Origin of the sequence: Paraburkholderia sp. BL25I1N1, from assembly GCF_003002025.1 — a bacterium.
In the GTDB taxonomy this organism is placed as follows: Bacteria; Pseudomonadota; Gammaproteobacteria; order Burkholderiales; family Burkholderiaceae; genus Paraburkholderia.
Window position 1 is genome coordinate 22,445 of sequence record NZ_PVZB01000032.1, and the last position, 24,865, is coordinate 47,309.

Below are 24,865 nucleotides of genomic sequence, written 5' to 3' on the forward strand. Positions count from 1 at the left end.
TAACAAGCCAAATTGCAAGCCAAAATATTGTTTTCAGATACAAAGCAAAGCTTTTGTCTATGCAACGCGCGTGCGATTGAAACAGAGAACCGCGCATTTCTCATCATGCGTCGAAATGCAGCCTCTGGATATAGGTCTCGCAGAACGAGGCAAAGCGATGCACCACCTGGCGCGGCTTCATGGTGCGCGATTGCGCGATGCCGAGCATCGTTGCATTGACATTGTCTTTGAAACGCTTAATGACGAACTCTTCGCCGTCCACGGTGCGGTTCGATTTGAGCGGAAAGTTCAGAAGGCTATAGCCGAGACCATTGGCCACCATGCCGCGCACGACCTCCGGCTGCGACGAACGGAATGCGGGTACGGGACGGCTGCCCACCGCATCGAAGAGTGCGGCGAAATACTCGCGGCTGTGCGGCAGGTCGAGCATCACATAAGGCTCGGGAAGGAGGTCGGCGAGCGATACTTTGCGCGCGCGTGCCAGACGATGCGTCCGCGGCAGGATCGCATAAGGCGGCAGCGAGAGCAGCGGCGTGAAGGCGATGTCTTCAGCCAGGTCGAGACTGTAAGTGAGGGCAATGTCGAGCGAGCCGTCGTGCAGGCCGCGCAAGAGACCGTCCTGATGCGCCTCCACCGTGCGAAACGAGATGCCCGCGTGCTCGTCGATGAATCGGCTGATCAGTCGCGGCATCAGCGGCGGCGCGAGCGAGACCATGCAGCCGAGCGTGATGGCGCCGGTCATGCCGCCATCCATTTCCTTCGCGGTGGTCTGCAACTCCTCCGCAAACTTCAGGAGATTGCGCGCTTGCCCGAGCAGATCGCGCCCGGCTTGCGTGAGCGAGAGACCGCTCGCGTGATGCCGGATGAACAGTTGCACGCCGAACGACACTTCGAGATCCGCGAGCGCTGTCGAGATCGACGGCTGGGAGATGTGCAGGCGTTTCGCTGCGGCGGTGAAAGACAGTACTTCCGCGGTGACCACGAAATAGCGCAACTGGCGCAACGAGTAACGCAACGGTTGACTCTCCATCGACGACGCTCCATGTTTTAGACCTGTCATGCGCGGCATTGTGAGGCGGTCAAAAAGCCTTGCATAGGCAAATCCGATGCGATGCATTTTTTAAATATATTTTTCAAATTCTGAAGGGACGCGTAGATTTTGACGAGAGACAAACGGACCGGGTGGCAACGCGTAGCTGGAAAACACCGCCGGGTCCGCAACGATCGCGAGCGCTTAAAGGCCGTGACGCCGCGATCGAATCGAAATATTCCGCTTTTTTAGAAGGACTCAGCCATGACAGTGGAAACAACGTCAATCGACACGCTCGTAGTCGGCGCCGGTCAGGCCGGCGTCGCCATCAGCGAACATCTGGGCAAGCTTGGCGTGCCGCATCTCGTGCTGGAACGCGCCCGTATCGCCGAGCGCTGGCGTACGGGACGCTGGGATTCGCTGGTTGCCAATGGCCCCGCGTGGCACGATCGTTTTCCCAATCTCGAGTTCGCGGACTTCGACCCCAACGCATTCGCTTCGAAGGAGCAGGTCGCGGATTATTTCGTCGCCTATGCGAAGAAATTCGACGCACCGATCCGCACGGGTGTGGAAGTGAAGAAGGTTGTGCGCAATGCGGGGCGCCAGGGCTTCACCGTCGAAACCTCGGAAGGCACGATCGAGGCCAATCGTGTAGTGGTCGCAACCGGACCCTTTCAGCGCCCCGTCATTCCGCCAATCGCGCCGCAAGATTCGGGTCTTACGCAGATTCATTCCGCCGACTATCGCAATCCCGCTCAATTGCCGGAAGGCGGCGTGCTGGTGGTGGGCGCGGGTTCGTCGGGCGTGCAGATCGCGGATGAGTTGCAACGTGCGGGCAAGCGCGTCTATCTGTCGGTCGGCGCGCACGATCGTCCGCCGCGCGCCTATCGCGGCCGCGATTTCTGCTGGTGGCTCGGCGTGCTCGGCGAATGGGATGCCGAGGTCATGAAGCCGGGCAGGGAGCACGTCACGATTGCGGTGAGCGGTGCGCGTGGCGGCCATACGGTGGACTTCCGCCGTCTCGCGAATCAGGGCATCACGCTCGTGGGTCTGACGAAATCCTTCGATGACGGCGTGGTCACCTTTGAAGCGGATCTCGCGGAGAACATCGCGCGCGGCGACGAGAACTATCTGTCGCTGCTCGACGCCGCCGACGCGTATGCCGAGCGCAACGGTCTCGATCTTCCCGAAGAACCCGAAGCGCGCGTCATTCCCGCGGATCCGGAATGCGTGACGCACCCGCTGCACGATCTCGATCTGGCGAAAGCCGGCGTGACGTCGATTATCTGGGCGACTGGTTATGCGGTCGATTTCAGCTGGCTGAACGTCGACGCGTTCGATGAAAAGGGCAAGCCGAAACATCAGCGCGGTGTATCGAAGGAGGCCGGCATCTATTTCCTCGGTCTGCCGTGGCTGTCGCGCCGCGGTTCCGCATTCATCTGGGGCGTCTGGCACGACGCGAAGCATATCGCCGATCACATCGTGACGCAGCGCAAATACGCGGCCTATTACGGCGACGCGCAACAGCAGGCACAGAGCCACGGCGAGGAAAGCGTTGAAAACCTATCCGCCGGTCCACGCGTTCACAAAGTCAGCGAGATGGGCGTGAATTGATGCGTACGCCTCTCTAATCCGCGATTCATTTCTTCCTAACATTGAGGTGCATTGATGAACCAGCCTACGCATACCCGTATCCGCATGTTCAACACGAAGGACACGTATCCGAACCAGACGCTCGACAACGATCTTTGCCAGGCCGTGCGCGCCGGCAACACGGTCTATGTGCGCGGTCAGGTAGGCACGGATTTCGACGGGCGCCTTGTCGGGATCGGCGATCCGCGCGCCCAGGCCGAGCAGGCGATGAAGAACGTCAAGCAGTTGCTGGAAGAAGCCGGCAGCGACCTGTCTCACATCGTCAAGACGACGACGTTCCTGACCGACGTCCGCTACCGCGAGCCGGTCTACCAGGAAGTCGGAAAGTGGTTGAAGGGTGTATTTCCGATTTCGACAGGCCTGGTGGTGGTCGCGTTGGGTCAGCCACAGTGGTTGATGGAGATCGACGTTGTCGCGGTGATTCCGGACGGATGGACGCCGCCGCAAGCCTAAGGAGCGGGACATGACATTCTCAATCGTCGGACGTTGCCCGCAATCCGGGCAGCTTGGCATCGCGATCAGTTCGTCCAGCATCGCGGTGGGCGCGCGCTGCCCATGGGTCCGCGCAGGTGTAGGCGCAGTGGCGACGCAAAACGTCACGCTGCCCGCGCTTGGGCCGCAGATTCTCGATCTTCTGCAGCACGAGCGACTCGATCCCACCGCGGCATTGGACCGAATGCTCGGCGCGAGCGAGTGGAGCGAGTACCGCCAGGTGACCGTGATCGATGCGCAGGGCCGCACGGCGTTCTTTAGCGGCAAGGAAGCGCTGGGCACGTATCACGCCGTCGCCGGCAAGCAGTGTGTGGCGGCAGGCAACATGCTCGCTGGCATCGATGTGATCGAGGCGATGCATTCGGCGTTCGAGCAGGCAACTGGCACGCTTGCCGATCGGCTGCTCGCGGGCATGCATGCCGCGATAGCCGCCGGCGGCGAAGCAGGACCCGTGCATTCGGCGGCGCTCAAGATCGTGGGCGACGTGAGCTGGCCGATCGTCGATTTGCGGGTCGATTGGGCGGATGACGATCCCATCGGCCAGCTCGCCGGTCTGTGGCAAGCGTACCAGCCGCAGATGCAGGACTACCTGACCCGGGCGTTGAATCCGACCGCCGCGCCGAGCTACGGAGTGCCCGGCAATGAATGAGCGCTCCAGCCGCGCGCTGCTCGAACGGCTGATCGGCTTCGCCACGGTCAGTCGCGACTCCAATCTCGACATGATCGAATTCATCCGAAGTTACCTCGATGAACTCGGTGTGGAGAGCGAACTGTTTTACAACGCCGAGCGCACCAAGGCGAATCTGTTTGCGACCATCGGCCCGCGTGAGCGCGGCGGCATCGTGCTGTCCGGCCATACCGACGTGGTGCCCGTCGATGGCCAGGCATGGACCGTCGATCCATTCCGTCTCACCGAGCGCGACGGACGGTTATATGGCCGCGGCACGGCCGACATGAAGGGATATATCGCTTCGGTGCTGGCAGCGGTGCCCGGCTTGCTCGAGCGCGAGTTGAAGTTGCCGGTGCACCTCGCTTTTTCGTACGACGAAGAAGTCGGATGCCTCGGCGTGCGGCCGATGCTGGCGGAATTGGCGCAGCGCGCGCACAAGCCGGCGCTGTGCCTGATCGGCGAACCGACGGAACTCAAACCGGTGCTGGGCCACAAGGGCAAGCTGGCGATGCGCTGTCAGGTGAAAGGTGCGCCTTGCCATTCGGCTTATGCGCCGTATGGCGTCAACGCCATTCAATACGCGGCGCGCATGATCGGCCGCCTGGAAGAGATCGGCGAGCAACTGGCGCGGCCCGAACATCACGACGAGCGCTTCGATCCGCCGTTCTCGACTGTGCAAACCGGGGTGATCAAGGGCGGCCGTGCGCTCAACATCGTGCCGGCCGAATGCGAGTTCGACTTCGAAGTGCGCGCGCTGCCTGGCTTCGACGCCAACCGGGTGGCCGACGAGTTGCAGACCTACGCCGAGGCCGAGTTGCTACCGAAGATGCGCGCGGTGAAAGCGGACACCGAGATCCGCTTTGAACCGCTGTCTGCCTATCCGGGATTGGCCACATCTCCCGACAGCGAAGCGGCGCGTCTTCTGGCGCTGCTCAGCGGTTCCGTTGAGTTCGGCACCGTCGCATTCGGCACCGAGGGCGGGCTATTCAATCAGGCGGGCATTCCGGCCGTGGTGTGCGGACCCGGCAGCATGGACCAAGGGCATAAGCCGGACGAATTCGTCACCGTCGAGCAATTGCGTGAATGCGACGCGATGCTGGCTCGCCTGGCGGAATACGTTTCGGCCGCGTCCTGAGACGACACAACAGAAGGAGACGAACTTGAATACTTCCGAACACAATGCCCCGGCATTGATCGAAAAACACACCATTGGCTATGTGCCGCCCGAGGATCGCCATGGCAAGGTGCGCGATCTGTTCACGCTATGGTTCGGCGGCAACATCGCGCCATTGCCCATTGTCACCGGCGCGCTCGGCGTGCAGATTTTCCACTTGAACTTGCTGTGGGGCATCGTGGCGATCGTCGTCGGTCAGGCGGTCGGCGGCGTGTTGATGGCGCTGCATTCGGCGCAGGGTCCGCAAATGGGCATCCCGCAGATGATCCAAAGCCGCGCGCAGTTCGGTTCATGGGGCGCGCTGCTGGTCACCGTGATCGCAGGCGTGATGTACGTGGGTTTCTTCGCGTCCAATATCGTGCTCGCCGGGAAGTCTCTTCACGGCATCGAGAAGGGTATTCCGGTTCCTGTCGGCATTGTGATCGGCGCGCTGGGTTCCGGGCTGATCGGCATCATCGGTTACCGGATCATCCATATCCTGAACCGCGTCGGAACCTGGGTGCTCGGGATCGGCATCGTGATCGGATTCGGCTATATCCTCACGCATATCGCCACGGACGACTTTCTCACGCGCGGCGGATTCAACATCGCCGGCTGGCTCGCGACGGTTTCGCTGTCGGCGCTCTGGCAAATCGCTTTCGCTCCGTACGTGTCCGACTATTCGCGCTATCTGCCGGCGAATGTGCATGTTGCATCGACGTTCTGGGCGACCTACCTCGGCTGCACGATCGGCTCGACGCTCGCGTTCGTCTTCGGCGCGGTAGCCGTGCTCGCGGTGGCGCCCGGCGCCGACGCGATGGATGCCGTCAAGCAGGCCACCGGACCGCTCGGGCTGCCGATGCTCGTCCTCTTCCTGCTGAGCGTGATCAGCCACAACGCGCTGAACCTGTACGGCGCGGTGCTCGCGGCCATCACGTCGCTGCAGACCTTCGCCTATCGCTGGATTCCCACGGCGAAAGCGCGAGCCGTGCTGTCGATTGCGATACTCCTGGCATGCTGCTACGGCGCGATCGGCGCGTCGGCGAATTTCGTCGGCAATCTGGTCGATCTCGTGCTCGCGCTGCTGGTCGTGCTGGTGCCGTGGACCGCGATCAATCTGATCGACTTCTATGTGATCCACAAGGGCAAGTACGACATCCAGTCGATCTTCCAGGTGGACGGCGGCATCTACGGCCGCTTCAACCCACAGGCGCTGATTGCCTATGGGATCGGCATCGTCGTGCAGATTCCGTTTATGAACACGCCGATGTATGCAGGTCCGGTGCCGAAGTATCTCGACGGCGCGGATCTCTCCTGGGTTATCGGACTGCTTCTGACGTCGCCGCTGTATTACTGGCTCGCCTCGCGCGACTCCAGCTATCGGCGCAGACAAACGGCTGCCGGTGTTACAGTTTGCGCGGCGAGACAGTCGTGACTGTTGGTGGGCTTCCGTGCGAGAGTATGGAAATCTTTCGCCAGCTTGACGATCGATCGTCCGGATCGGCTCCGTCGAAGAAGGCGATCCATCATCAGATCGAGCTGGCTGGAACGGTCAGTAAGATCAGGACGCCCGGATAGATCGGCATCCTGATCGATTCTTATCGGCCTTGAATCAGAAACGGGCGCAGTTGCTCCTGCACGGCGGCGGTCTTGGCCTCGACGCCATCGCGGCCGAGGTTGATTACGTCGCCGGAGCGACGTTTCGAACGCTTTTTCGCCAGCGCCTCGGACGAGGAGTCCGCGGTCTTCGAGCCGACCTGCGCTGACTGCGCTTGCATCGTTAGACGAGGCGGATATGGCCGCGATTTCAGGCAGCCGCGCCTCGTCTCTGGTCAGGGTCCGCTGTCGGCGTGGTATCGGTGCCCAGGCCGCCGACGTCGCGCGCTCTGGCACTACGCCGACGATGAGGTGAATGACGCCATTTTTCGAGCCTGATATTGCAAGCGGAATTATTCGCAAATCCTATCGCCGCGTGGTTACAACTGCGATGTACACTTTCCTGCAGGGACATTCCACGGTTCAAGGACCGGGCAGAACATGCAGGATCGGCGATGAAAAGAATCTACGGGTACAAAGGCTTTGAGGTCACCGTGGAGCTAGAACCCGTTTGGGAGACCGCGGGCAGCGTAACGCTGCTGCCGCCGCGAGGCTTTGTCGCCGTCGTGCACGTCAGAACGATGGGCGCGGTGGGCGCCACGCGCCCCGTGATTGCGCCGATCCGCCTCGGGGCGGCCATCCAGCAACCGTTCCCGACACAAGCCGAGGCGCTCATGGCGGGGTATAGCGCAGGGCAGCGGGTAGTGGACGACACGTTCGCGCGTTGACCCTATTCTCCGGACGAAAAAAGCCGCAGCGATCACCGCGGCCCGAACACAGCCGCAACGCATGAGACGCTGGCGCCAATATCCGGTTATCTGGCCGGGACCTTCGCCGGTCTTTCGTTCTGCCGGGCCAACGAACCAGGGTCCGTCATCGTGGAATGATCGTCACGCGCATCGATCCACTCGATTGCCCATTGCCGCGCGAGCTCGATGGCCTCGTCTTCGGTTTCGAACCAGGCAAGATTGCGCTCGATGTGCATTTCGGTATCCACATCGTCGTCAGGGGAAGTTCGGATGATCCGCGCATGCGCGAAGAACTGACCCAGCGAAAAATCCGCGGTTGCGTCGATAACCCAGCCGCCGTACTCGTACTTCATGTTGCCTCCGATACCTGCTAATCGAAATTCGAACAGACAAAGCATGGATCCATCAGGCTGCCTTCGCTGAGCCTCCACCGTTGAATGGCGGACTTGGGGGCGGCCGGACAGCACGCAGCCCGTCCACTCCGCAGCGCCTTATTGTTATAGATCATTCGTGGTTGAACGGTTGTGCGGAGCGGGGGCACGCAGTGTCAGCAAACACGCAGGCGGCTCAATTGTCGTCCGATCTGCTCGGCAGATGCTCGTGCGGCACCGGTTCTGCTTCCGCGGCGTCGGGAACATCGGGCTTGGTGCGTGGTGCAGATTTGGCGGTCGCCGACCGGGTGCCCGGCGTAACGCCGCGGACTGGATGGTCCGGAATTCCTGGCCGGTGAATGCGGCGTGTGGGCGGTGTTGAAGGCATGATTTCCTCCTACGCGGACGTGACTTGCAACATCCATCATACCTCTGTCGAAGAGGCAGAACATACCGGCGGAGGCCAGTATCTGGCGAGCTTTCGCCGAATCAGACATGACCGATATGGTCCGCCGCTTTTTCACCCGGCGCCGCGCGACAAATACGACCGCCGTAATAAATATTTCGCAATTTTGCGATAGTCGTAGAGGGCGGGACTTAACGTATAAATATACGATTCAAATATAAACGGCCTATTGGATTCGCGGCCGATCAGTTGTGGTAAGTAAGTGAGCTATTAAAACGGCAATATGTAATACGGATAGATGAAAGCCACGCTGGTAATGCGTTTCAGAGATTTCTCAGACGAATGGAAAAACCTTCGAGTTGCGTTCTACATAAAAAGAAAACGCATCGACGCAAAAAAAGCATTTCACATATTGCGTTCAAAAATTGAGCGGTTATGATGGCGTCTCCGTGATTCGATTTCTCGCACGATTGCTTCACGGAGGGAGTGGCAGGAAATTTGCCGGCAGTTTTGCAGGAGACGTAATCCATACGCTTGGCGTAGAGAGACTAAATCGAGGAGACGCTATGTTGAGTCCCCATGAGTTCGCTACCTTGATGCTCATCAAGAGCGCACCGGACCAGATCGAACTGGGCCGCGCCGAACTCGACACGCTGCTGGAGCGGCAGCTCATCTCGCTGGAAAATTTTGCGTCAGGAAGCCCGCGTGCTCATCTTACGAGCGACGGCGATTCTATTCTCAGGGCGGTCGCCCGGATGCGCTAAATATTCGCGGCGCTCGCCTCCCGGCGAGCACGGCGAAGACACAGTCATGAATGCATTGTTCTGGCTGCGGGTTGGTTTGTAGTGCCTGTTGATGTAACGACCGTCGAAGTTCTGGCGACGCATTCTGCCTGACAGGCGTCCTTGCGCTTCGATTTATCCACCATCACGATCCGTCGCAACACTCCCGTCCGATCGGGGGTTTCGTGCACCGGATCGAATTTTGAGGAATTCAACCATGGCTCTATCGAGTCCCGACCAGGCCGTTGCCGTGAAGGCCAGCCTCGACGCATTTTTCGGGTTGACAGGGAAGGTCTTTGAAGGCGCGGAGAAACTGGTTGCGCTGAATCTGCAGGCCGTCAGGTCCACGCTGGCTGAGGCGCAGGAGAATATAACGAAGTCGCCGGGCACGACGGACCCGCTGCAATGGTTCGCGCTGCAATCAGGCCTCACCGGGCCTTTCGCTGAGAAATCGCTGTCATACGGCCGGCAAGTGTTCGACATCGCATCGGCCACGCAGGCTGAACTCACGCAGTTGGCACAGGCGCAGTACGAGCGGCACAACGCGCGCGTGCAGGCGTTCGTCGAGGAAACGGCGAAGAATGCGCCGGCAGGTTCCGAAGCGGCGATCGCCGCGTGGAAGTCCGCGATCAGCGCCACGACCACACTGTACGAAACCCTGCAGAAAACCGGGCAACAGGCCGTGCAGGCCGCCGGGAGTAATTTCGACGCTGTCACAGCCATAGCCTCGAAGGCCGCTCGACGCGCCGAACAGGTTCCGGTAGCCGTCGGCGCGAAGGGATAAGACCAACGCGGGCAGCGATGCCCGCGTTGCCGTTCCTGTTTTATCTGAAGGAATACTGAAGGAGCGACGCAGGCCGGTTACCAGTACATCAAGTTCTTGACTGAATGCAGCGTGGCTCCAGGTATTTACGAGGCCGATTTTTTGCGAGGACGATTCGATGGCAAAGCAGATCGCGGTGGTGACGGGTGGAATGGGCGGACTTGGTGAAGCAATCAGCATCAAGCTGCATGACGCCGGGTATGCGGTCGTGGTTACCTGTTCGCCGGCCAATACCGGCGCGAACGAGTGGCTCGCGCGGATGGAAGCGCAGGGACGACAGTTCCGCGCATACGCGGTCGATGTCGCCGACTACGACTCGTGCAGCCGATGCGCGGCGCAGATCGGAGCTGAAGTCGGCCCGGTCGATATCCTGATCAATAACGCCGGCATCACGCGCGACGCGAGCTTCAAGAAGCTGGACAAGGTCAATTGGGACGCGGTAATCCGAACCAACCTCGATTCGGTATTCAACATGACGAAGCCGGTGTGCGACAGCATGGTCGAGCGAGGCTGGGGCCGCATCATCAACGTGTCGTCGATCATCGGCTCGAAGGGCGGCTTCGGTCAGACCAACTATGCGGCGGCCAAGGCGGGCATGCACGGCTTCACGAAATCGCTGGCGCTCGAGGTGGCGAAGCGAGGCGTGACCGTCAACACGATCTCGCCAGGTTATATCGCAACGAAGATGGTGATGGCGGTGCCCGAGGAAATCCGCGAGACGAAGATCATTCCGCAGATTCCGGTCGGCCGCCTCGGACAGCCCGACGAAGTCGCCGCACTGGTGCTATACCTGTGCTCGCGCGAAGCCGGTTTCGTGACCGGAGCCAACATTGCGATCAATGGCGGGCAGCACCTGCAATGAAGCGGATAGTCAGCAGCGGAGGTTCCGATGAATGAAGCAGTGGCAATCGTCGTAGGTTCGTTCGTGATGGCGACCGCAGCCGTGTTCGTCGCCGCTCACTATCACCAGGAGCAAATGCGTCGAAAGCGGCTTAGGCAGATGGGGCACCATCACTACTGGCCGCATTGGCGCAGCGCACGGCATTGAGCCGGGTTACCGCGCTCTAGGGCGCGGTGAATTATTGATGGGAAGAGGACGTGTTGCCGCGCTCGACGTCCCGCCATTCTTCGTGATCAGCGCGATCACGATTGTCATGACGCTTTAAGCGGGCCACGAATGTTGCGCGGGCGCACGGCGCGTGACATTGCGCCTTTATATCAAGCGTCTTTTCGCACTCTTCGCCCAATGTCGACGGGCGCTTTCATCGGCGTAGCCGGGCGTGATGAGCCGCCTGCGTACCCGATCCCGAGGCACGTCAGTTGCTGAAAAAGATAGGCGGCTCCGCGTACATAACGGCCTTCGTTCTCAGGCTATGTCTTCCGGCATTTTTCGCGCTATGGTGAAGTATGTTCAGGCAGCCCCGGGACAGTGTGCCGCTGCACAATAAGGGGAGAAGCACGGTGCATGAAGATCTTGCAACGTCGCGCGAAAGGATGGTCGAGCGGCAACTGATCGCGCGCGGCATCGCGGATTCGCGCATTCTGAACGCAATGCGTCGCGTGCCGCGCGAGGTGTTTCTAAGCCCTGATTTGCGCGCGTGGGCTTATGCGGACGCAGCCCTGCCGATCGATGCCGGCCAGACCATCACACAACCGTTCATGGTCGCGCGGATGCTCCAGGCGGCGCGCCTCGAGCCGCAAGACCGTGTGCTCGAGATCGGCACGGGTTCCGGCTACGCGGCGGCCGTGCTTGCGGAAATGGTTGCGCGCGTCGACACGATCGAGCGTCACAGGCAGTTGGCTGAGAGCGCCACGGATCGGCTCCGCGCGCTAGGCTATCGCAACGTGAATGTCTACACCGCGGACGGCACGCTCGGGTTGCCGGCGCGTGCCCCGTTCGATGCCATCGTCGCCACCGCATCCGGTCCGGGCGTGCCACCCGCGTGGAGCGCGCAACTCGAGATCGGCGGCCGCATTGTGATGCCTGTGGGCCCGGATCCGGACCATCAGCGGCTGATCCGCCTCACTCGGGACAGCAGCACAACCTACCACGAAGAAATACTCGAACTCGTGCGTTTTGTGCCGTTGATCGGTGCCCAGGGCTGGGGCGACATGGACGGGTGGTAAGTCGATGCGGGCGCGTGAGGCATTCGTCGGCCAGCGGACGCGGGAAGGAAGCTGTTACCCCGACGACAACGCGCAGGGGCAAAAATACGCGTCTAGCGCCCATGGCAGCGCGACCAGGCGGCCCACCATCGCCGCGAGCGTGTCGGGCGACACCGCCGTGAATGTAACGGTCATTTCTTCGTAGCAGTGACGCCGATCCACGCGGATGCGCACGTGGTCCGCCTGCGGTGCCTCGCAACCGAGAACCTGCCACGCGGCAACGACTCTCAGATGCCCCGCCTTTGCGCGCACGGTGAGCCGGTAACGATCGTGCCGATCCGCTGTGCTGTTTTCAACCGCCATCTCTTTCGCGGCGGGATCATCCGGTGGCACTGCGACTTGCTCGTCAGTCGATTGCATTCTGAACTCCGAATGGCCAGTCACGCGGGGCAGGAGCGGGAGCCGATCGGCCGCTCGCAGGAGGTTCACTGTATGAGTACCGTTATAGTCTGCCCGTTCACCGAACATGAGGACTGTGCACCGTAATCGGCGACGTTTGCGTGCGGAAACCCGCTGAATTACTCGTCGATACTGTGGTGTGGCGTGTCGTTGCGATGGGGCGACTGGTCGGTCACGAAGAGCGGCGAATTGCGATCCATTAGCGGTTTATAGAAGAAGCACGCATAGACGCGAATTTTTTGCACTGCATTGCAAGTCGAGCGAAGCAATGTAAGCCGTGAGGCAACCGGCCAGTTTCCAGAACCGTGCGGGTATAGCCTTTGCTCAAGCTCATACGGCCATTCTCACTTCCTGTGTAACGTGAGATCCGCACTTGGGGACGACACTGTCCGGCTTCTGTTATCCGGCGCGCTCTGCATCATCATGGTTCGTCCGTGCGCGTGCCGATCAGCGAACGACAGTAGGGCGCCGGACTCGCCGCGACACCGGCTCGCATCGCCGCATTCACTTTTTTAGGAGAAACGCAGCATGGACAACGATCTCGAAGCCCGCATTCGTACCCGGGCATATCATCTCTGGGAAAACGATCCGTCACCGGACAACAACGCGGAAAAGCACTGGGAGGAAGCGCGCCGGCAGATCGAAGCCGAGGGTGACGATGCGCAGGACAGTCTTGAACCCAGCGCCGATCAGTCAGCTGAACGGGAGCGGGGCGGCCGCATCGCGCCAGAAGAGCAGTTACAGGACATGTCTGGCGACGGTGCGGATGCAGGAACTCGAGAAAACCGGTAGCGTCGGCGCTGCCGTGGCGTTCGGAGCGCACGGCTCGCAGATACTGCTCGCTAACTGATCGGACCAGCCGAACTGCGTTGCGGGCGTCGGCAGGATCGCCTCACACTGCCGCGCCTCGCATGCGTGGATTGAGGCCGCATACTCGCCGCCTCGGATGTCCAGGTTTGAAACGCCCGCTTTTTTAGGGCGCTTCAATGCGTCGCGTTCAAACGAGCCTTGACGTCCGCGGCGTTGTCGTCTTTCGGCGTTTGAGACAACGAAGCAGTGACCTCCGCGCCGAAAAGAAAAACGATGCCGCAAAAATATAGCCACATCATCAACACAGCGAGCGAACCTGCTGCACCGAATGCGCCTGCGGTTCCAGCATGCGCGAGATATAAACCGAACAGGTGCCGGCCCACGGTAAACAGCAGCGCCGCGACGGCCCCGCCGATCAGCGCGGAACGGAAATTGACCCGCTTGTCGGGGAGCCACTTGATCAGCGCGCCGAGCCCGAACGTCAGTATCACGAGGCCGAAAGTGGACTGCGCGACGTCGGCAATGACGCTAAGCGTCGAGCTACCGAAAACGGCGCTGCCGGCCGTCTGTATCGCGGCGTCGAGTACCAGCGAGACCACCAGCAGAAAGCTGAGTCCCATGAGCAGGCCGAGCGAGACGAGTCGCGCCCGTATGACCCACGCGAGGCCCACAAGGCCTTTAGGCGATTTTGCCGCGAACACGACATCGAGTGCTGTATTCAGGCAGGAGAACGTCGCCGAGGCCCCGACGAGAAGCAGCACGACAGAGAACGCCGCCGCCATGCCGCTACCATTCGAACGATGCGCGTGCTCGACGACAGCCTGCATCGCACTGGCGGCGTCATTGCCGAGCAACTGCCTGATCTGACCAAAGAATTGCCCCTGCGCGATGTCGCGGCCGACGAACCAGCCTGTAATCGCGAGGACGATCACTAAAGTCGGGGCCAGAGAAAACGCGGAGTAGAAACCGATGCTCGCGCCCATCATCGCGCAACGGTCCGACGAAAATCGCTCGACGGCGTCCCTCATGACGGCCACTGCGCCGCCTGCCCGGCTGGATCGGGAGCCTGCATCGCGTCGCTGATATTCCATGCTGTTCTCCGGCCGGCTGGTTGTCTTCAGTGTCCTCGATCCGAGCAATTTCCGAGCCGCCGCGGCGTCAGGGCTTGTTTTTCATCGACGCCTAGCGCAGTTCGAGCCACATCGGCTGATGATCCGAGGCCTCGCTATCCTGATCGACCTCGCAAGCTGCGATGCGCGATGTCAGATCCTCGGTTACGAAAATGAAGTCGCAGGCGAATGGCCCCTCCGGCCACTGGTCGTGGTCATATAAACCCACTGTCGGGGCACGCGGAGCGTGAGGGTGCGAACTGGCCCACGCGTCGATAAAACGGGGAGCGTCGGCAATCGGTTCGAGCATCTGGCGATACGCGCTGCTTTCGAACGCACTGTTAAAGTCGCCACAGACAATCGCGTCCATGGGTCGCGCGGTGTTGTAAAACGGGCTGTCGATTTTCTCCGCCTTGGCGGGCGCTCGCGCGTGAGCGCACGCTTCCCTGTGCAGTTCCCGCAAACTGGCGACCTGCGCGAGCCGCTGCGTCTCCGAATAGAACTCAAGGTGCGTGGAGACCACCCGTATCGCGCCAATATCGGTTTCGATCACGGCTTCGAGCGCGACTCTCATCATCGACGGTTTGGCCGGGTCCGCCGGCCAGGGCAGCGAATGACGCAGTACTTGCCTGACGGGCAGGCGCGTGACGATCGCGTTGCCGAACTGACGCCGGTGCCGGCTCGCGCCGAGCGCCGGAAGATCGGATCCCACTGCGTCGAGCACCGTGAACTGCGGAAGCAGCGCGGCCAACTCGACGAATTGATCGGCGGATGGGCCGCCGGCCAAACCGCCCGACGCCGGGCCTTCATGAAAACCGCGCGTGACTTCCTGCACGCAGAGAATGTCGAAATCGCACAGCGCGCGCGCTTCGCGTACGATTCGGGCGAGGTCGACCCGGCCGTCCGCGCCGCGTCCCCATTGAACATTCCAATCGACGAGTTTCATGGCGGTTTAACCTCCATTCGGCTTGCGCCGCCAGGTTGTCCGGGGCAGAGCTAGCCCACTGTGTCCGGACCGAGGTAGCCGGGCAGTCCCAGCGCCGCCTTGGTCTTTGCCAGGCTGATCGCTTCGTCCACCAGCGCGGCGAATTTCTCGTCGCTGTCCGGTCGTGGCAGATTCGAGCGAAAGAAGTCGGCCCAGCGGAATTCTTCCAGTGGGACATTGGTTTTCTCATAGCCGCCGGCATCGCGCACTGCCGCTGCGAGGCTGCGGTACTCGTCATCGGGCAGCGCCCAGATGTGTTCCGGCAAATCGGAAAACGGCCGGCGTTTGCCTTCAGCGTCGAACGGATACGCCCACCGTTCGTTTTCCATGCTCAGCCAGAAAGACGCCTGCGAATAAGAGGAAAGATCCCTGACCAGAACGACCGGCACGGACTTGACGCCCACGTGCCAGAGCGCGGCGGCCACGTGATGATGGTCGATCGCAAACGGCGTGTCGCCCGGACCGTAGACGACGGGTATCGGTTTCTCAGCGATCGCCATTTCCAGATCGTGCCCGCTCAGCGCTTTATATTGGCTGATTTTATTGCGGACCTCCCGCGCGCCGTGTGTCAGTTGAGTGGGACGCAGGCGTTCGATTTTTAGTGTGATCATGCCGTCTCCCTTGCAAAAAGCGGTCGACCAGAGTCCGCCTGTTGAGTCCTCGCGCAAGATGCATGCCGCTGTGAATAGAAGCAGCACGCGTGTCTGGCAGTCGTCATGACGAACCCTCGTTCTCGCGCCGGGCGTGTGCCTTGCTCCGAGTCAAACCGGCGCGGCAACGCGTCTATAACCGCGATTGTCGCTGCCCTTCAACTCGCGGACAAGCTGAGCAGTAAGCGCAAACAATCGATCTAATGCTTGTGGTCCGCGCTGAAATCCTGCCTTCCGCTTACGCCACCGAATGCACGGCTTCTAAGCCGAGCCGTTCGATCAACCGCTGCGCGTCGAAGGGCGCATGTGTTTTGGCATCGTTGTCGAAATAGCAGTACACGTCGCGGCGCGCCCGACGCGGTGGATGAGGATTCGGCGCGATCAGCCGCGCGTTTGCGGGCTGCGAACCGCGGCGCCATGCGTCGATGCGGGCGGCCCAGTCGTCTAGCGCTTCGTCCGCGTAGGCGCCGGAATACCGCGACTCGGTGCCGTGCAGTCGGATGTACACGAAGTCAGCGGTAACGTCTTCCGCCAGCGGCCACGGTTCGGTCGAATCGGAGACAACCAGCGCGGTGTCGTATTGCCTGAGCAGGTCGATGAAAGCGGCGTCCATAAAACTGGCGTGACGCACCTCGACGGCGTGGCGCAGTTTGCGCTTGCGGTCTATCGCGACATAGGGCGTCTTGACCCGCGCATCGTGTTGCTCCGCCAAAGAGAGCGCGGCCGCAGTGTCGCGAGGCAGGAAACGTAAAAAGCGTTCCATGGCCGCCGGCTCGAAGCGGAACGAAGGCGGGAACTGCCACAGAATGGGGCCCAGCTTTTCATTCAGGGCGAGCAGGCCCTGCGCGAAAAAATTGGCGCTGCCCACTTGCGCGGTGTCGTCGCGGAAACGCAGCAGATGCGTCAGATACCGCGCGCCTTTCACACTGAAGACGAAATCGGCGGGCGTCTCGGCATACCAACGCCGCCAACTGTCGAGCGACTGAAGGCTGTAATGCGTACCATTGATTTCAATGCTCTGGAAAAGCGACGACGCAAACTGCAGTTCGGCGGCCTGTTTCAGCCCACGGGGGTAGAAGGCATCTCTCCACCCCTTGTAGCGCCAACCGGAAATGCCGATACGTACGTCGCCGATCTGTTTCATGGGTCTATCGCGCGAATGCATGTGTGAACCGAATGCAGACGACGCGAGCAACCGGTGTTCCCGCAGTGTCGCGGCGCCCGGGGTTCAGTTCACAGGGTACGGATCGCCTGACTGCAAGGCGCTCAATAACGGACTATCAAGGAGTAAGAAGTCGTGCCGAAAGCTTCTCCATCAACCGCGTTTGGAATTTTCGAGCGCGTGGTCGTTAGCCTCTACGACGGCGGCGTGCTGTCGCCGGCGGTGCTGGAGCGCGTCATTGGCGCGTTCGCCCAAGCGGATGCCGACTGGCATGGCACCCCACGAGTCCGTTCCGTCGATGGCCGCTCGCTGCATGAAATCGTCGTACACACGATGCTTCCGGGCGATGACCAGCAGTCGGCGTCGACCTCGTTTATGACGGTGGTCGAACACATCGCGGAAACCGCGCTTTCGGCTGGCGCTGCGAGTGAAACTGCCAGGGAAGCCGAACCGCGGCGCGCCAAAACCAGAAAACCAGCCGACGCGAACGAAGAATCCGCTGCGGATGAACTGCTGGCGCAATTGTCCGGCAGTGCACCCTCGGCCAAGCGGCGTCGCTCGAACAAAGCCGATACGCCGGCCGGGTCGAGCACCTTCAATCCGTTTCTGAATGCGGCGCTACCGCGTACGAAGAAGTCCTGACAGCCGTCCGCTTCACTGCGAATTGGCCCACGCAATAGCGTCCTCACCGGCGGCGATGCGCAGCGGGGCCGATGGGTCGTTCGCCGCGCGCCACACGGCTTGCGCTACGTCGAGCGAGCGTGTGATCGCCGACTCCTGCTGCCATTGGGCGAAGACGCGTTGCGCCAGATCCGAATACGCTTCGGGAACGCCGCCCTGCATGCGGGACTGCGCGTTTTCGCCGAAGCGGGTTTCCGGCGCGCGTCCCGGCAGGACGAGGCGCACGCGTACATCGAACGGCTCCAGTTCCAGCGCCACGGATTCGCTGAACGCGTTGATCGCCGCCTTGCTGGCGGTGTACACGGACAACAGATGGAGCGGCCTCAAGGTCACACTCGAAGTGACGTTGACGACGACGCCTTCCCTGCGTTCCCGAAACTGAGGCAGGACCGCCTGGGTCATCGCTATCGTGCCGAGCGTGTTCGTTTCGAAGACTTCGCGAGCGATGTCCATCGAGGTGCCTTCTAGGGCGTTCAGCACGCCAATCCCCGCGTTATTGACGAGTACGTCGAGCGGCCCGGCAGCCTCCACGGCATCACGGATGCTCTGCGGATCCGTCACATTGAGGCCAAGTACGCGCAGACGTTCGGAGCGCGGCAGAACATCCTCGCGCGGCGTGCGCATGGTGGCGATGACGCGCCAGTCACGTTCGAGGAAATAGCGGGCGGTGTCGAGGCCGAATCCGGACGAGCATCCGGTGATCAGGACGGTTTTCATGGCGAGTCCAATAGAGGGTGGCGGGATCCACACAATAAGTCGCCACCGCCGGACTTGCTACAATCGAGCGTCCGGTTTTCATTCGAAGGAGTCCGGTTATGGTGGACCCTCTTGCCGAGATCGTCACGCTGCTGCAGCCGCTCGCCACGTTCTCGAAGGTGGTCAGCGGCGCGGGTCGCTGGCGCGTTCGCCGCTCAGAAGCCGGGCAGCCGTTCTACTGCGTGATCCTCGCCGGTTCGTGCCGCCTCGCGGCGAATGGGCACGAGCCGATTATTCTTCAGGCAGATGACTTCGTTCTGATCCCTGAGGTATGCGGCTTCACGATGTCGAGTCTCGAGCCACCCGAACAGGAGGACGCCGACACTTCGCCCGTCGCGCTGCTCGACGGCGGATTCAGGCTCGGCGTCGAGAGCGGCCCGGCTGACGTGCAACTGCTTGTCGGCCACTGCGTGTTCGGTTCGCCGGACGCGGCCTTGCTGGTCTCACTTCTTCCTGATCTCGTGCATGTTCGCGGCGAGCCCAGGCTGGCCACCCTGGTGAAACTCGTGAGAGACGAATCTCGTGAGCAGCGTCCCGCGCGGGAGGTCGTGCTCGCGCGGCTGCTCGAGGTTCTTTTCATCGAAGCGCTCCGGTCGACGGGAACGGCAGCGTCGCCCGGCCTTGTGCGCGGACTCGCCGACGGACGTCTTGCGCTGGCCATACGTCAGATGCACGAAAGTCCCGGCAAGTCCTGGACGGTTGCGCAACTGGCGGCAGCCGCCGCGCTGTCCCGCTCGGCATTTTTCGAACGCTTCAGCCGCGCAGTCGGCGTCGCGCCGATGGAATACCTGTTGTCCTGGCGCATGGCCTTGGCGAAGAACCTGTTGCGGCGGAATGACAGCGGCGTCGCGAAAGTAGCGGAGCGCGTCGGCTACAGTTCGGCGAGTGCGTTCAGCGTCGCGTTCACTCGCCATGTCGGACTGCCGCCGACCCAGTACGCGCACGAGCAGAGCGATACGTAACGCCTGTGATGTGCGCCGGAATGCGGCGAGTTGCCTGCACAATTTCAGGTAGTATTTGTTCGCGGTGAACTGCAACGTCGATTAGAACAAGTCATGCATTCGGCGCGAGACGCTCTTGCCAATCAGAGTTGTGCCAGTCGGCTTTGAGTGTCTCCCGCATTGCTGCATAGCGAGGCCGCTCCAGGAGGATCTGCCATGAATACGAAGCAGGGTAAAAAAGTGCATCTCGATGCTGCCGCATCGCATCACGAGCAGGCGGCGCGCTTTCATCGCGAGGCATCGCAATACTACGAGGCGGCCAGGAATTACGATCACGCCGCTCATCAGGCCGTACTGGCGCAAGGCCATGCACTGTATGCCATCGAGGAATCCAATCTCGCCGCCAGGCATTCAGGCACTCCGTTGCCGGCAGGGTCCGTCGATAGCGGCCTGACTGCCGCGCAACATCATGCAGCGGCGTCGGAACTTCATGGGCAGGCGGCGCAACATCTTCGGCGCGCGGCAAAAGTCTTCGATGAAGACCGCAGCGCAGTCGCCCATGAAACTCAGGTGGGATTTTCTTTGGCGTCACGGGCGCTCGCGCATGGCAACGAAGCCGCCAAACAATATGTCGCATCGCTGCGGGAAAAATAGGAAACCGGTGCATGGACGACAACGCACGTGCCTTTAATGGGCTGCGCCCGCGATTGCAGAAGATTGCGTATCGAATGCTGGGGTCGGTTGCCGAGGCCGAAGATATCGTGCAGGACGTCTGGCTGCGTTGGCATGCAACAGCCCGTGATGCCATCGACAACGCGGAGGCATGGCTGGTCGCGGTCACGACACGGATGTCCATCGACCGTCTGCGCGCGGCGAAGATTCAACGCGAACACTACACGGGCATCTGGTTGCCCGAACCGCTGATGAGCGATTTGCCGGCGACGCCGGAGGAGGCCACGGAGCGCGCCGACGACGTCTCCGTGGCTTTTCTGGTGCTGCTCGAGCGGCTGACACCTGAAGCCCGCGCGGCGTTCCTGCTGCGCGAGATATTCGACGCCGACTATGACGAGGTCGCCCAGGCCATAGGCAAGACGGAGGCGGCGTGCCGCCAGCTGGTAAGCCGTGCAAAAGCGCAACTACGCGACGAACGTCCGCGCTACGAAGTACCGCGCGAAACGCATCTGCGCTTGCTGCGAACATTCGTGCAGGCGCTGCAGCGCGGCGACTTTCACGCGATCAACGCATTGCTGGCCGAAGACGCAAAGCTGATCGGCGACGGCGGCGGCAAAGTCCAGAGCTTCCCGAAACCGATGGTTGGCGGCCAGCGCATTGCGCAGCTGTTCTACGCGTCGTCCCGGCGTTATGGCGACGAACTCAGCGTCAAGCTGGTGGTGCTCAACGGCCAATGGGCGCTGCTGCGCTTTATCGAAGGCAAACTCGAATCGGCACAGTCGTTCGAAACCGACGGCGAACGCATCGTTCGTATTCATGTGCAGCGCAACCCTGACAAGCTTGCGCGCATCGCGGCAGCACACGCCAACGGCTGAACGCCGGTTTCTCCGCAGCGCGGGCGCGCGTCGCCGACTCGATTGGTGCCGCGCGGACAACACGGTGAGCGCGTCCCCAGGCCTACCGTGACACGCCGCGCCCACCTACGATGACTTTGTGCGGCTCGTTGCCGCTAACGCCACCTGCAAGGCAGGGTGGCCACTCATTGTCGCCAGGAGAAATCATGACGCAGCGTATCAACTATGTGCAGCAATCGCCGGAACTGTTCAAGAAGTTTTTCGAACTCAGCAATCTGCTGAAAGACAGCACGATCGAAGAATCGATCCGTGACCTGGTGTCGATCCGGGCGTCGCAACTCAATGGCTGTGGATTCTGTCTGGACATGCACGTGAAGGAAGCGCGCATGCACGGCGAGCGCGAGTTGCGCGTCCATCACCTCGCGACGTGGCGCGAGTCGACGCTTTTCGCGCCGCGCGAACGCGCCGCGCTGGCGTGGACGGAAGTGTTGACCCGGCTTCCCGAGCACGGCGTGCCCGACGAGCTCTACGAGCGCGTGCGTGGCCAATTTTCCGAAAAGGAACTGTCGGACCTGACGTTCGAAGTGATGGCGATCAACGGATGGAACCGCGCGAACGTCGCGTTCAAGACGGTGCCGGGTTCGTCCGACAAGGCATTCGGTCTGGACAAGGCGAACCTCGTCTGAGCAGACGGGTTTCGCTTTTGTCCAGTTCAGGCCCGCGCGGGCGGGCCGCGTTATTCATGGACACACTTATCATGCCTCGTTTGAGAAATACGGCACTGGCCGCGCTCGTCGTCGTGAGCGCGTCGTTGAGCGTGGCGCGCGCCGAGGCGCCCGCCGCAGTCGTCACGCCGTTGATGACGCAGCCTCTTGACGACTATCCGGGCAAGGAAGCCTTGATGATCGCCGTCGAGTATCCGCCGGGTGCGGCGGACCCAGTCCATCGGCATCATGCGCACGGTTTTATCTATGTGCTGGAAGGATCGATCGTGATGCAGGTCAAGGGCGGCAAGGAAGTCACGCTGACGCCCGGGCAGACCTTCTATGAAGGTCCAGGCGATGTTCACACGGTCGGACGCAACGCCAGCCAGACGAAGCCGGCCAGGTTCCTCGTGCTACTGCTGAAGGATAAGGGCGCACCGGTTCTCGTTCCGGAGAAATAGCCGCCTGCGCGCCGCATCCGGTTTCAAAAAAGGGCGGACCGTGTCACAAATGGCAGCGCTGATACGTCTAGTCGCTATGGACTTTACGAACCGCGCTTCCATGTCAGACGACCCTTCACGCCGCCGCATCGCCGGCGCCGCCGACCCGTTCGCCAGCAGTTTCGCGACCAGCTACGCCGGCGTCGTTTCTTTTCTCGCCGTTGCCAACGAAGGCAGCTTTGCCCGCGCGGGCGATCGCCTCGGCATCGGGCGTTCCTCCGTTAGCCGCAACGTGCAGAAACTCGAGGCCCAGCTCGACGCGCGCCTCTTTCTGCGCACCACGCGCAGCACGTCGTTGACGCGCGAGGGCGAACTGTTCTACGAGAACTGTCAGCCTGGCATCGAGCGCATCGCCCAGGCGCTGGAAGACATGCGGGAACTGCGCAACGGGCCGCCGCGCGGCCATCTGCGCATCGTCTCTCCACCGGGTTTCGGCCGCAAGATCGTCGCGCCGTTGCTGCGGGGCTTTCATGCGCGCTATCCCGAGATCGCCCTCGAACTGCTGCTGAACGATCGACCCGCCGATTTCACGGCCGACCGTGTCGACGTGTCGTTTCACGACGGGCGTCTGGCAGACAGCGGAATCGTGGCGCGCCGGCTGATTCCGATGCAGATGCTCGTCTGCGCGTCGCCCGCTTATGCGCGAAGATACGGGCTGCCACGGCATGTCGATGAACTGGCGGAGCATCGTTGCATCAACTTCCTCGCCGCGTCCGGCCGCATCAGTGAATGGGAGTTCAAGGTGGACGGTCTCCCGCAGCGCCACCAGCCCGCTGCGCAGCACACATTCAACGACCCCGATCTGATCGTGCAGTCGGTGCTGGACGGCTTGGGAATTGCGCAGTTGCCCGCCTATCAGGTGTGCGACCTGCTGGCCGGCGGGCAGTTGCTCAGTTGTCTCGCGCAGCACGCGCCGGAAGATGGCGGCCATTACCTCTGCTATCTCAGCCGCAAGCAGCTTCCCGCGCGGGTCCGCGTGTTCGTCGACTACATGACCGAGCACACGCGCGCGCTCGACCTTCAGTGCCTGACGTCGATGGCGACGCGGTCCTCGTTATCGACGGTCGAGTGACGGCGTCTGAGCGACCTTGCGTTGATTGAGGCTTTTCATGCAACACGGTGCGTTCCGCTGCGGCTCTACTGCATGACGCGGTGCGTCGCTGCCATGTTTTCTGTACGCATGGCACGTGCGGGGTGTCGTAGCGTTGCGTGAGTTTTGTTGTGAACGGACTGTCTAACAGCAGGGAAGAGGGCTTCGCTGCGTCATTTGTTATTCATTGCTGCTCTTTCGTTGCGGTCGGCGTGGCGGAGTCGGCCAGCTCGCGTGCCCGGATGAGCGCGCTGCTGATCTCGGCCAATATTTTGTCGCGGTCCGCGTCGGTCTGCTGCCGTAACGCGAACGACGGATGATAGGTGGCGATGCCCCAGCCGCCGTCCACGTTGAATGGCGCGTCGAGATAATCTTTCAGGCTGACCTTCCCGCGCAGCAAGGCAGTCAGCGCCGTAGCGCCAAGCGCGACAATCACCGCCGGGCGCACCGCGTGCAACTCGCTCTCGAGCCAGTAAGAACACGCTTCGATCTCACGCTGTCCCGGTGTTTTGTGCAGCCTGCGCTTGCCGCGCGGTTCCCACTTGAAATGCTTCACCGCGTTGGTCAGATAGACCTGCTCGCGCGACAAGCCGGCGCGCGTGATCGCAGTCTCCAGCAATTGCCCCGCCGGCCCGACGAACGGCTGGCCACTCAGATCTTCCTGGTCGCCAGGCTGCTCGCCGATCAGCATGATGCGCGCGTCGCCTGGCCCCGAACTTCCGACAGCTTGCGTCGCATTGCGCCACAGGTCGCAACGCCGGCAGGTATCGAGCGACGAGGGCTGGACGCGAATCGGTTGCGCCATGTCCGCTTCGATCGGGATCATTTTGCCGCCCAGCGCGCCGACGCCGCTCGCCTGCGCCACACGGCGCGCGCCGCTTTTCGCTTCGCTGATCATGGCGGGGATCAGATGACCTTCCGGCAAGCCTTTCCAGAAGCGTACCGGCATGTGCTGTTCGAGCGCCGCCTCGTTCAGCCGCGCCGGATTGAACGTGCTGCGGTAGTAGGCGAGCCATAGCGCCTCGGCTTCGTCGGCGGTATCGCAACGATGGTCACGGGGCAGGGCGCGGCGCTGCTTCAGATGCAGTTGCTGACCGTCCCAGAAAGCCGCGCCGCGCGGCGTGGTGATCATCCAGGTCGCGCGCCCCATGCGTTGCGCAAAATGTTCCGCGGCCCACGCCAACACATCATGCTCGGGTTCGTACCACGCGATGTATTCGGGCGTCTGCACCGCCGACATTAACGCTGACGCCTGCTTGCGAAACCGCACGTAGGCAATCATGTCGTGCTTGGCACGCCGCACGCTTTTGGCCATGCGATAAAGGCGTGCGCCATCCGCGTCCGCCGGCGAGGCCGCCGCGCGGTCGCCGCGATGCCAGCGCCACAGGACCTTGTACAGAAACGCCCAACGCTGTGATTCGCGGCACAGGGCGGCGTCTTGCAAGAGCGCCGCCAGCTCCTTCGAAACATGCACGGCGGTGGATCGAGCCTCTGCGTCCTCTGACGTCGTGCCATAGTCGAACAGCGCCTGCTCCTGCGGTAACTCAGGTTCCTGCTTGATGCGCCATTCGATCGTCTCCGGCGCGAGGCCTTCAGCTAAAGCGCCGAGCGATGCGGCGCGCCAGGCGGCGAAATGGTCTTCGATAACGATGGAACGCATT

The 24,865-nt window shown here is 61.8% G+C and carries 29 protein-coding genes; 19 read left to right on the forward strand and 10 right to left on the reverse strand.

Annotated elements, in window-relative coordinates; all coding sequences use genetic code 11:
* Positions 1 to 103: 103 nt before the first annotated feature.
* Entirely contained in the window at positions 104 to 1,030 is a 927-nt protein-coding gene (locus tag B0G73_RS34220; RefSeq protein ID WP_106285537.1) for a LysR family transcriptional regulator, read from the reverse strand.
* A 264-nt stretch (positions 1,031 to 1,294) separates the two neighbouring features.
* Between B0G73_RS34220 and B0G73_RS34225 the strand changes: the two genes are divergently transcribed.
* The 5 genes from B0G73_RS34225 to B0G73_RS34245 are packed head-to-tail and all read left to right on the forward strand — an operon-like array spanning position 1,295 to position 6,433.
* The gene (locus B0G73_RS34225) at positions 1,295 to 2,644 is read left to right on the forward strand and encodes an NAD(P)/FAD-dependent oxidoreductase (RefSeq protein WP_106285538.1); all 1,350 of its coding nucleotides are present in this window, start codon (positions 1,295 to 1,297) and stop codon (positions 2,642 to 2,644) included.
* 54 nt (positions 2,645 to 2,698) lie between these two features.
* Positions 2,699 to 3,136, forward strand: coding sequence for a RidA family protein (locus B0G73_RS34230; RefSeq protein WP_106285539.1), 438 nt, complete (start codon positions 2,699 to 2,701; stop codon positions 3,134 to 3,136).
* 10 nt (positions 3,137 to 3,146) lie between these two features.
* The gene (locus B0G73_RS34235; RefSeq protein WP_106285540.1) at positions 3,147 to 3,824 is read left to right on the forward strand and encodes a DUF1028 domain-containing protein; all 678 of its coding nucleotides are present in this window, start codon (positions 3,147 to 3,149) and stop codon (positions 3,822 to 3,824) included.
* Positions 3,817 to 4,980, forward strand: coding sequence for an acetylornithine deacetylase (gene argE / locus B0G73_RS34240; protein WP_106285541.1), 1,164 nt, complete (start codon positions 3,817 to 3,819; stop codon positions 4,978 to 4,980). Before B0G73_RS34235 ends, argE begins: the two co-directional genes overlap by 8 nt.
* A gap of 25 nt (positions 4,981 to 5,005) precedes the next feature.
* Positions 5,006 to 6,433: a cytosine permease gene (locus tag B0G73_RS34245; RefSeq protein ID WP_106285542.1), complete on the forward strand. Its 1,428-nt coding sequence runs from the start codon at positions 5,006 to 5,008 to the stop codon at positions 6,431 to 6,433.
* A 163-nt stretch (positions 6,434 to 6,596) separates the two neighbouring features.
* On the opposite strand, the gene B0G73_RS40760 is transcribed toward B0G73_RS34245, so the two are convergent.
* The gene (locus B0G73_RS40760; protein ID WP_181196711.1) at positions 6,597 to 6,776 is read right to left on the reverse strand and encodes a hypothetical protein; all 180 of its coding nucleotides are present in this window, start codon (positions 6,774 to 6,776) and stop codon (positions 6,597 to 6,599) included.
* 273 nt (positions 6,777 to 7,049) lie between these two features.
* Between B0G73_RS40760 and B0G73_RS34255 the strand changes: the two genes are divergently transcribed.
* The gene (locus B0G73_RS34255) at positions 7,050 to 7,322 is read left to right on the forward strand and encodes a hypothetical protein (RefSeq protein WP_106285543.1); all 273 of its coding nucleotides are present in this window, start codon (positions 7,050 to 7,052) and stop codon (positions 7,320 to 7,322) included.
* Positions 7,323 to 7,408: 86 nt separating this feature from the next.
* Here B0G73_RS34255 and B0G73_RS34260 read toward each other — a convergent pair whose 3' ends face one another.
* The gene (locus tag B0G73_RS34260) at positions 7,409 to 7,696 is read right to left on the reverse strand and encodes a hypothetical protein (protein ID WP_106285544.1); all 288 of its coding nucleotides are present in this window, start codon (positions 7,694 to 7,696) and stop codon (positions 7,409 to 7,411) included.
* A gap of 990 nt (positions 7,697 to 8,686) precedes the next feature.
* On the opposite strand from B0G73_RS34260, the gene B0G73_RS34270 reads away from it, so the two are divergent.
* From B0G73_RS34270 to B0G73_RS34285, 5 genes are all read left to right on the forward strand, one after another.
* Positions 8,687 to 8,884: a hypothetical protein gene (locus B0G73_RS34270; RefSeq protein WP_106285546.1), complete on the forward strand. Its 198-nt coding sequence runs from the start codon at positions 8,687 to 8,689 to the stop codon at positions 8,882 to 8,884.
* A gap of 235 nt (positions 8,885 to 9,119) precedes the next feature.
* Positions 9,120 to 9,686 (forward strand): TIGR01841 family phasin, encoded by a 567-nt coding sequence (phaP, locus tag B0G73_RS34275; protein WP_106285547.1) that lies wholly within the window; start codon positions 9,120 to 9,122, stop codon positions 9,684 to 9,686.
* Positions 9,687 to 9,843: 157 nt separating this feature from the next.
* Positions 9,844 to 10,587, forward strand: coding sequence for an acetoacetyl-CoA reductase (gene phbB, locus B0G73_RS34280; protein WP_106285548.1), 744 nt, complete (start codon positions 9,844 to 9,846; stop codon positions 10,585 to 10,587).
* 27 nt (positions 10,588 to 10,614) lie between these two features.
* Positions 10,615 to 10,773 carry a hypothetical protein gene (locus B0G73_RS40765; protein ID WP_166799213.1) on the forward strand — a complete coding sequence of 53 codons (159 nt, stop codon included), beginning with the start codon at positions 10,615 to 10,617 and terminating at the stop codon, positions 10,771 to 10,773.
* Between the two features lie 413 nt (positions 10,774 to 11,186).
* Positions 11,187 to 11,852 carry a protein-L-isoaspartate(D-aspartate) O-methyltransferase gene (locus B0G73_RS34285; protein ID WP_106285594.1) on the forward strand — a complete coding sequence of 222 codons (666 nt, stop codon included), beginning with the start codon at positions 11,187 to 11,189 and terminating at the stop codon, positions 11,850 to 11,852.
* Positions 11,853 to 11,906: 54 nt separating this feature from the next.
* Here B0G73_RS34285 and B0G73_RS34290 read toward each other — a convergent pair whose 3' ends face one another.
* Positions 11,907 to 12,251, reverse strand: a complete 345-nt coding sequence (locus tag B0G73_RS34290; RefSeq protein WP_106285549.1) for a hypothetical protein — start codon at positions 12,249 to 12,251, stop codon at positions 11,907 to 11,909.
* Positions 12,252 to 12,818: 567 nt separating this feature from the next.
* On the opposite strand from B0G73_RS34290, the gene B0G73_RS34295 reads away from it, so the two are divergent.
* Positions 12,819 to 13,082, forward strand: a complete 264-nt coding sequence (locus B0G73_RS34295; RefSeq protein ID WP_106285550.1) for a DUF2934 domain-containing protein — start codon at positions 12,819 to 12,821, stop codon at positions 13,080 to 13,082.
* 191 nt (positions 13,083 to 13,273) lie between these two features.
* Here the strand turns inward: B0G73_RS34295 and B0G73_RS34300 are convergent, their stop codons facing one another.
* The 4 genes from B0G73_RS34300 to B0G73_RS34315 form a co-directional block, all read right to left on the reverse strand.
* Positions 13,274 to 14,191, reverse strand: a complete 918-nt coding sequence (locus B0G73_RS34300; protein WP_106285551.1) for a YihY/virulence factor BrkB family protein — start codon at positions 14,189 to 14,191, stop codon at positions 13,274 to 13,276.
* 91 nt (positions 14,192 to 14,282) lie between these two features.
* Positions 14,283 to 15,155, reverse strand: a complete 873-nt coding sequence (locus B0G73_RS34305) for an endonuclease/exonuclease/phosphatase family protein (RefSeq protein ID WP_106285552.1) — start codon at positions 15,153 to 15,155, stop codon at positions 14,283 to 14,285.
* Between the two features lie 50 nt (positions 15,156 to 15,205).
* On the reverse strand, positions 15,206 to 15,805 hold the full coding sequence (locus B0G73_RS34310; protein WP_106285553.1) for a ParB-like protein: 600 nt from the start codon (positions 15,803 to 15,805) through the stop codon (positions 15,206 to 15,208).
* 277 nt (positions 15,806 to 16,082) lie between these two features.
* Positions 16,083 to 16,988 (reverse strand): DUF72 domain-containing protein, encoded by a 906-nt coding sequence (locus B0G73_RS34315; RefSeq protein WP_106285554.1) that lies wholly within the window; start codon positions 16,986 to 16,988, stop codon positions 16,083 to 16,085.
* Positions 16,989 to 17,141: 153 nt separating this feature from the next.
* Here B0G73_RS34315 and B0G73_RS34320 point away from each other — a divergent pair, with 153 nt between their 5' ends.
* Entirely contained in the window at positions 17,142 to 17,648 is a 507-nt protein-coding gene (locus B0G73_RS34320) for a hypothetical protein (protein WP_106285555.1), read from the forward strand.
* Positions 17,649 to 17,660: 12 nt separating this feature from the next.
* On the opposite strand, the gene B0G73_RS34325 is transcribed toward B0G73_RS34320, so the two are convergent.
* Complete coding sequence (locus B0G73_RS34325; RefSeq protein WP_106285556.1) at positions 17,661 to 18,404, reverse strand: SDR family oxidoreductase; 744 nt, start codon at positions 18,402 to 18,404, stop codon at positions 17,661 to 17,663.
* 98 nt (positions 18,405 to 18,502) lie between these two features.
* On the opposite strand from B0G73_RS34325, the gene B0G73_RS34330 reads away from it, so the two are divergent.
* From B0G73_RS34330 to B0G73_RS34355, 6 genes are all read left to right on the forward strand, one after another.
* Positions 18,503 to 19,405 (forward strand): AraC family transcriptional regulator, encoded by a 903-nt coding sequence (locus tag B0G73_RS34330; RefSeq protein WP_106285557.1) that lies wholly within the window; start codon positions 18,503 to 18,505, stop codon positions 19,403 to 19,405.
* 159 nt (positions 19,406 to 19,564) lie between these two features.
* Positions 19,565 to 20,038, forward strand: a complete 474-nt coding sequence (locus B0G73_RS34335; RefSeq protein WP_258194104.1) for a hypothetical protein — start codon at positions 19,565 to 19,567, stop codon at positions 20,036 to 20,038.
* An 11-nt stretch (positions 20,039 to 20,049) separates the two neighbouring features.
* The gene (locus B0G73_RS34340) at positions 20,050 to 20,931 is read left to right on the forward strand and encodes an RNA polymerase sigma-70 factor (RefSeq protein ID WP_106285559.1); all 882 of its coding nucleotides are present in this window, start codon (positions 20,050 to 20,052) and stop codon (positions 20,929 to 20,931) included.
* Between the two features lie 185 nt (positions 20,932 to 21,116).
* Positions 21,117 to 21,596, forward strand: a complete 480-nt coding sequence (locus B0G73_RS34345; RefSeq protein WP_106285560.1) for a carboxymuconolactone decarboxylase family protein — start codon at positions 21,117 to 21,119, stop codon at positions 21,594 to 21,596.
* Positions 21,597 to 21,667: 71 nt separating this feature from the next.
* Complete coding sequence (locus B0G73_RS34350) at positions 21,668 to 22,075, forward strand: cupin domain-containing protein (protein WP_106285595.1); 408 nt, start codon at positions 21,668 to 21,670, stop codon at positions 22,073 to 22,075.
* Positions 22,076 to 22,175: 100 nt separating this feature from the next.
* On the forward strand, positions 22,176 to 23,186 hold the full coding sequence (locus tag B0G73_RS34355) for a LysR family transcriptional regulator (protein WP_106285596.1): 1,011 nt from the start codon (positions 22,176 to 22,178) through the stop codon (positions 23,184 to 23,186).
* 202 nt (positions 23,187 to 23,388) lie between these two features.
* On the opposite strand, the gene B0G73_RS34360 is transcribed toward B0G73_RS34355, so the two are convergent.
* Complete coding sequence (locus B0G73_RS34360; protein WP_106285561.1) at positions 23,389 to 24,864, reverse strand: UdgX family uracil-DNA binding protein; 1,476 nt, start codon at positions 24,862 to 24,864, stop codon at positions 23,389 to 23,391.
* Position 24,865 lies beyond the last annotated feature (1 nt).

Bases quoted from the DNA above. Each gene is read 5' to 3' on its own strand.
- B0G73_RS34300 (WP_106285551.1), bottom strand. From the start codon at position 14,191: ATGGAATATCAGCGACGCGATGCAGGCTCCCGATCCAGCCGGGCAGGC.
- B0G73_RS34220 (WP_106285537.1), bottom strand. From the start codon at position 1,030: ATGGAGAGTCAACCGTTGCGTTACTCGTTGCGCCAGTTGCGCTATTTC.
- B0G73_RS34260 (WP_106285544.1), bottom strand. From the start codon at position 7,696: ATGAAGTACGAGTACGGCGGCTGGGTTATCGACGCAACCGCGGATTTT.
- B0G73_RS34225 (WP_106285538.1), top strand. From the start codon at position 1,295: ATGACAGTGGAAACAACGTCAATCGACACGCTCGTAGTCGGCGCCGGT.
- B0G73_RS34310 (WP_106285553.1), bottom strand. From the start codon at position 15,805: ATGATCACACTAAAAATCGAACGCCTGCGTCCCACTCAACTGACACAC.
- B0G73_RS34315 (WP_106285554.1), bottom strand. From the start codon at position 16,988: ATGAAACAGATCGGCGACGTACGTATCGGCATTTCCGGTTGGCGCTAC.
- B0G73_RS34325 (WP_106285556.1), bottom strand. From the start codon at position 18,404: ATGAAAACCGTCCTGATCACCGGATGCTCGTCCGGATTCGGCCTCGAC.
- B0G73_RS40760 (WP_181196711.1), bottom strand. From the start codon at position 6,776: ATGCAAGCGCAGTCAGCGCAGGTCGGCTCGAAGACCGCGGACTCCTCG.
- B0G73_RS34345 (WP_106285560.1), top strand. From the start codon at position 21,117: ATGACGCAGCGTATCAACTATGTGCAGCAATCGCCGGAACTGTTCAAG.
- argE (WP_106285541.1), top strand. From the start codon at position 3,817: ATGAATGAGCGCTCCAGCCGCGCGCTGCTCGAACGGCTGATCGGCTTC.
- B0G73_RS40765 (WP_166799213.1), top strand. From the start codon at position 10,615: ATGAATGAAGCAGTGGCAATCGTCGTAGGTTCGTTCGTGATGGCGACC.
- B0G73_RS34340 (WP_106285559.1), top strand. From the start codon at position 20,050: ATGGACGACAACGCACGTGCCTTTAATGGGCTGCGCCCGCGATTGCAG.
- B0G73_RS34230 (WP_106285539.1), top strand. From the start codon at position 2,699: ATGAACCAGCCTACGCATACCCGTATCCGCATGTTCAACACGAAGGAC.
- B0G73_RS34295 (WP_106285550.1), top strand. From the start codon at position 12,819: ATGGACAACGATCTCGAAGCCCGCATTCGTACCCGGGCATATCATCTC.
- B0G73_RS34305 (WP_106285552.1), bottom strand. From the start codon at position 15,155: ATGAAACTCGTCGATTGGAATGTTCAATGGGGACGCGGCGCGGACGGC.
- B0G73_RS34255 (WP_106285543.1), top strand. From the start codon at position 7,050: ATGAAAAGAATCTACGGGTACAAAGGCTTTGAGGTCACCGTGGAGCTA.
- B0G73_RS34235 (WP_106285540.1), top strand. From the start codon at position 3,147: ATGACATTCTCAATCGTCGGACGTTGCCCGCAATCCGGGCAGCTTGGC.
- B0G73_RS34290 (WP_106285549.1), bottom strand. From the start codon at position 12,251: ATGCAATCGACTGACGAGCAAGTCGCAGTGCCACCGGATGATCCCGCC.
- phbB (WP_106285548.1), top strand. From the start codon at position 9,844: ATGGCAAAGCAGATCGCGGTGGTGACGGGTGGAATGGGCGGACTTGGT.
- phaP (WP_106285547.1), top strand. From the start codon at position 9,120: ATGGCTCTATCGAGTCCCGACCAGGCCGTTGCCGTGAAGGCCAGCCTC.
- B0G73_RS34350 (WP_106285595.1), top strand. From the start codon at position 21,668: ATGCCTCGTTTGAGAAATACGGCACTGGCCGCGCTCGTCGTCGTGAGC.
- B0G73_RS34330 (WP_106285557.1), top strand. From the start codon at position 18,503: ATGGTGGACCCTCTTGCCGAGATCGTCACGCTGCTGCAGCCGCTCGCC.
- B0G73_RS34355 (WP_106285596.1), top strand. From the start codon at position 22,176: ATGTCAGACGACCCTTCACGCCGCCGCATCGCCGGCGCCGCCGACCCG.
- B0G73_RS34270 (WP_106285546.1), top strand. From the start codon at position 8,687: ATGTTGAGTCCCCATGAGTTCGCTACCTTGATGCTCATCAAGAGCGCA.
- B0G73_RS34360 (WP_106285561.1), bottom strand. From the start codon at position 24,864: ATGCGTTCCATCGTTATCGAAGACCATTTCGCCGCCTGGCGCGCCGCA.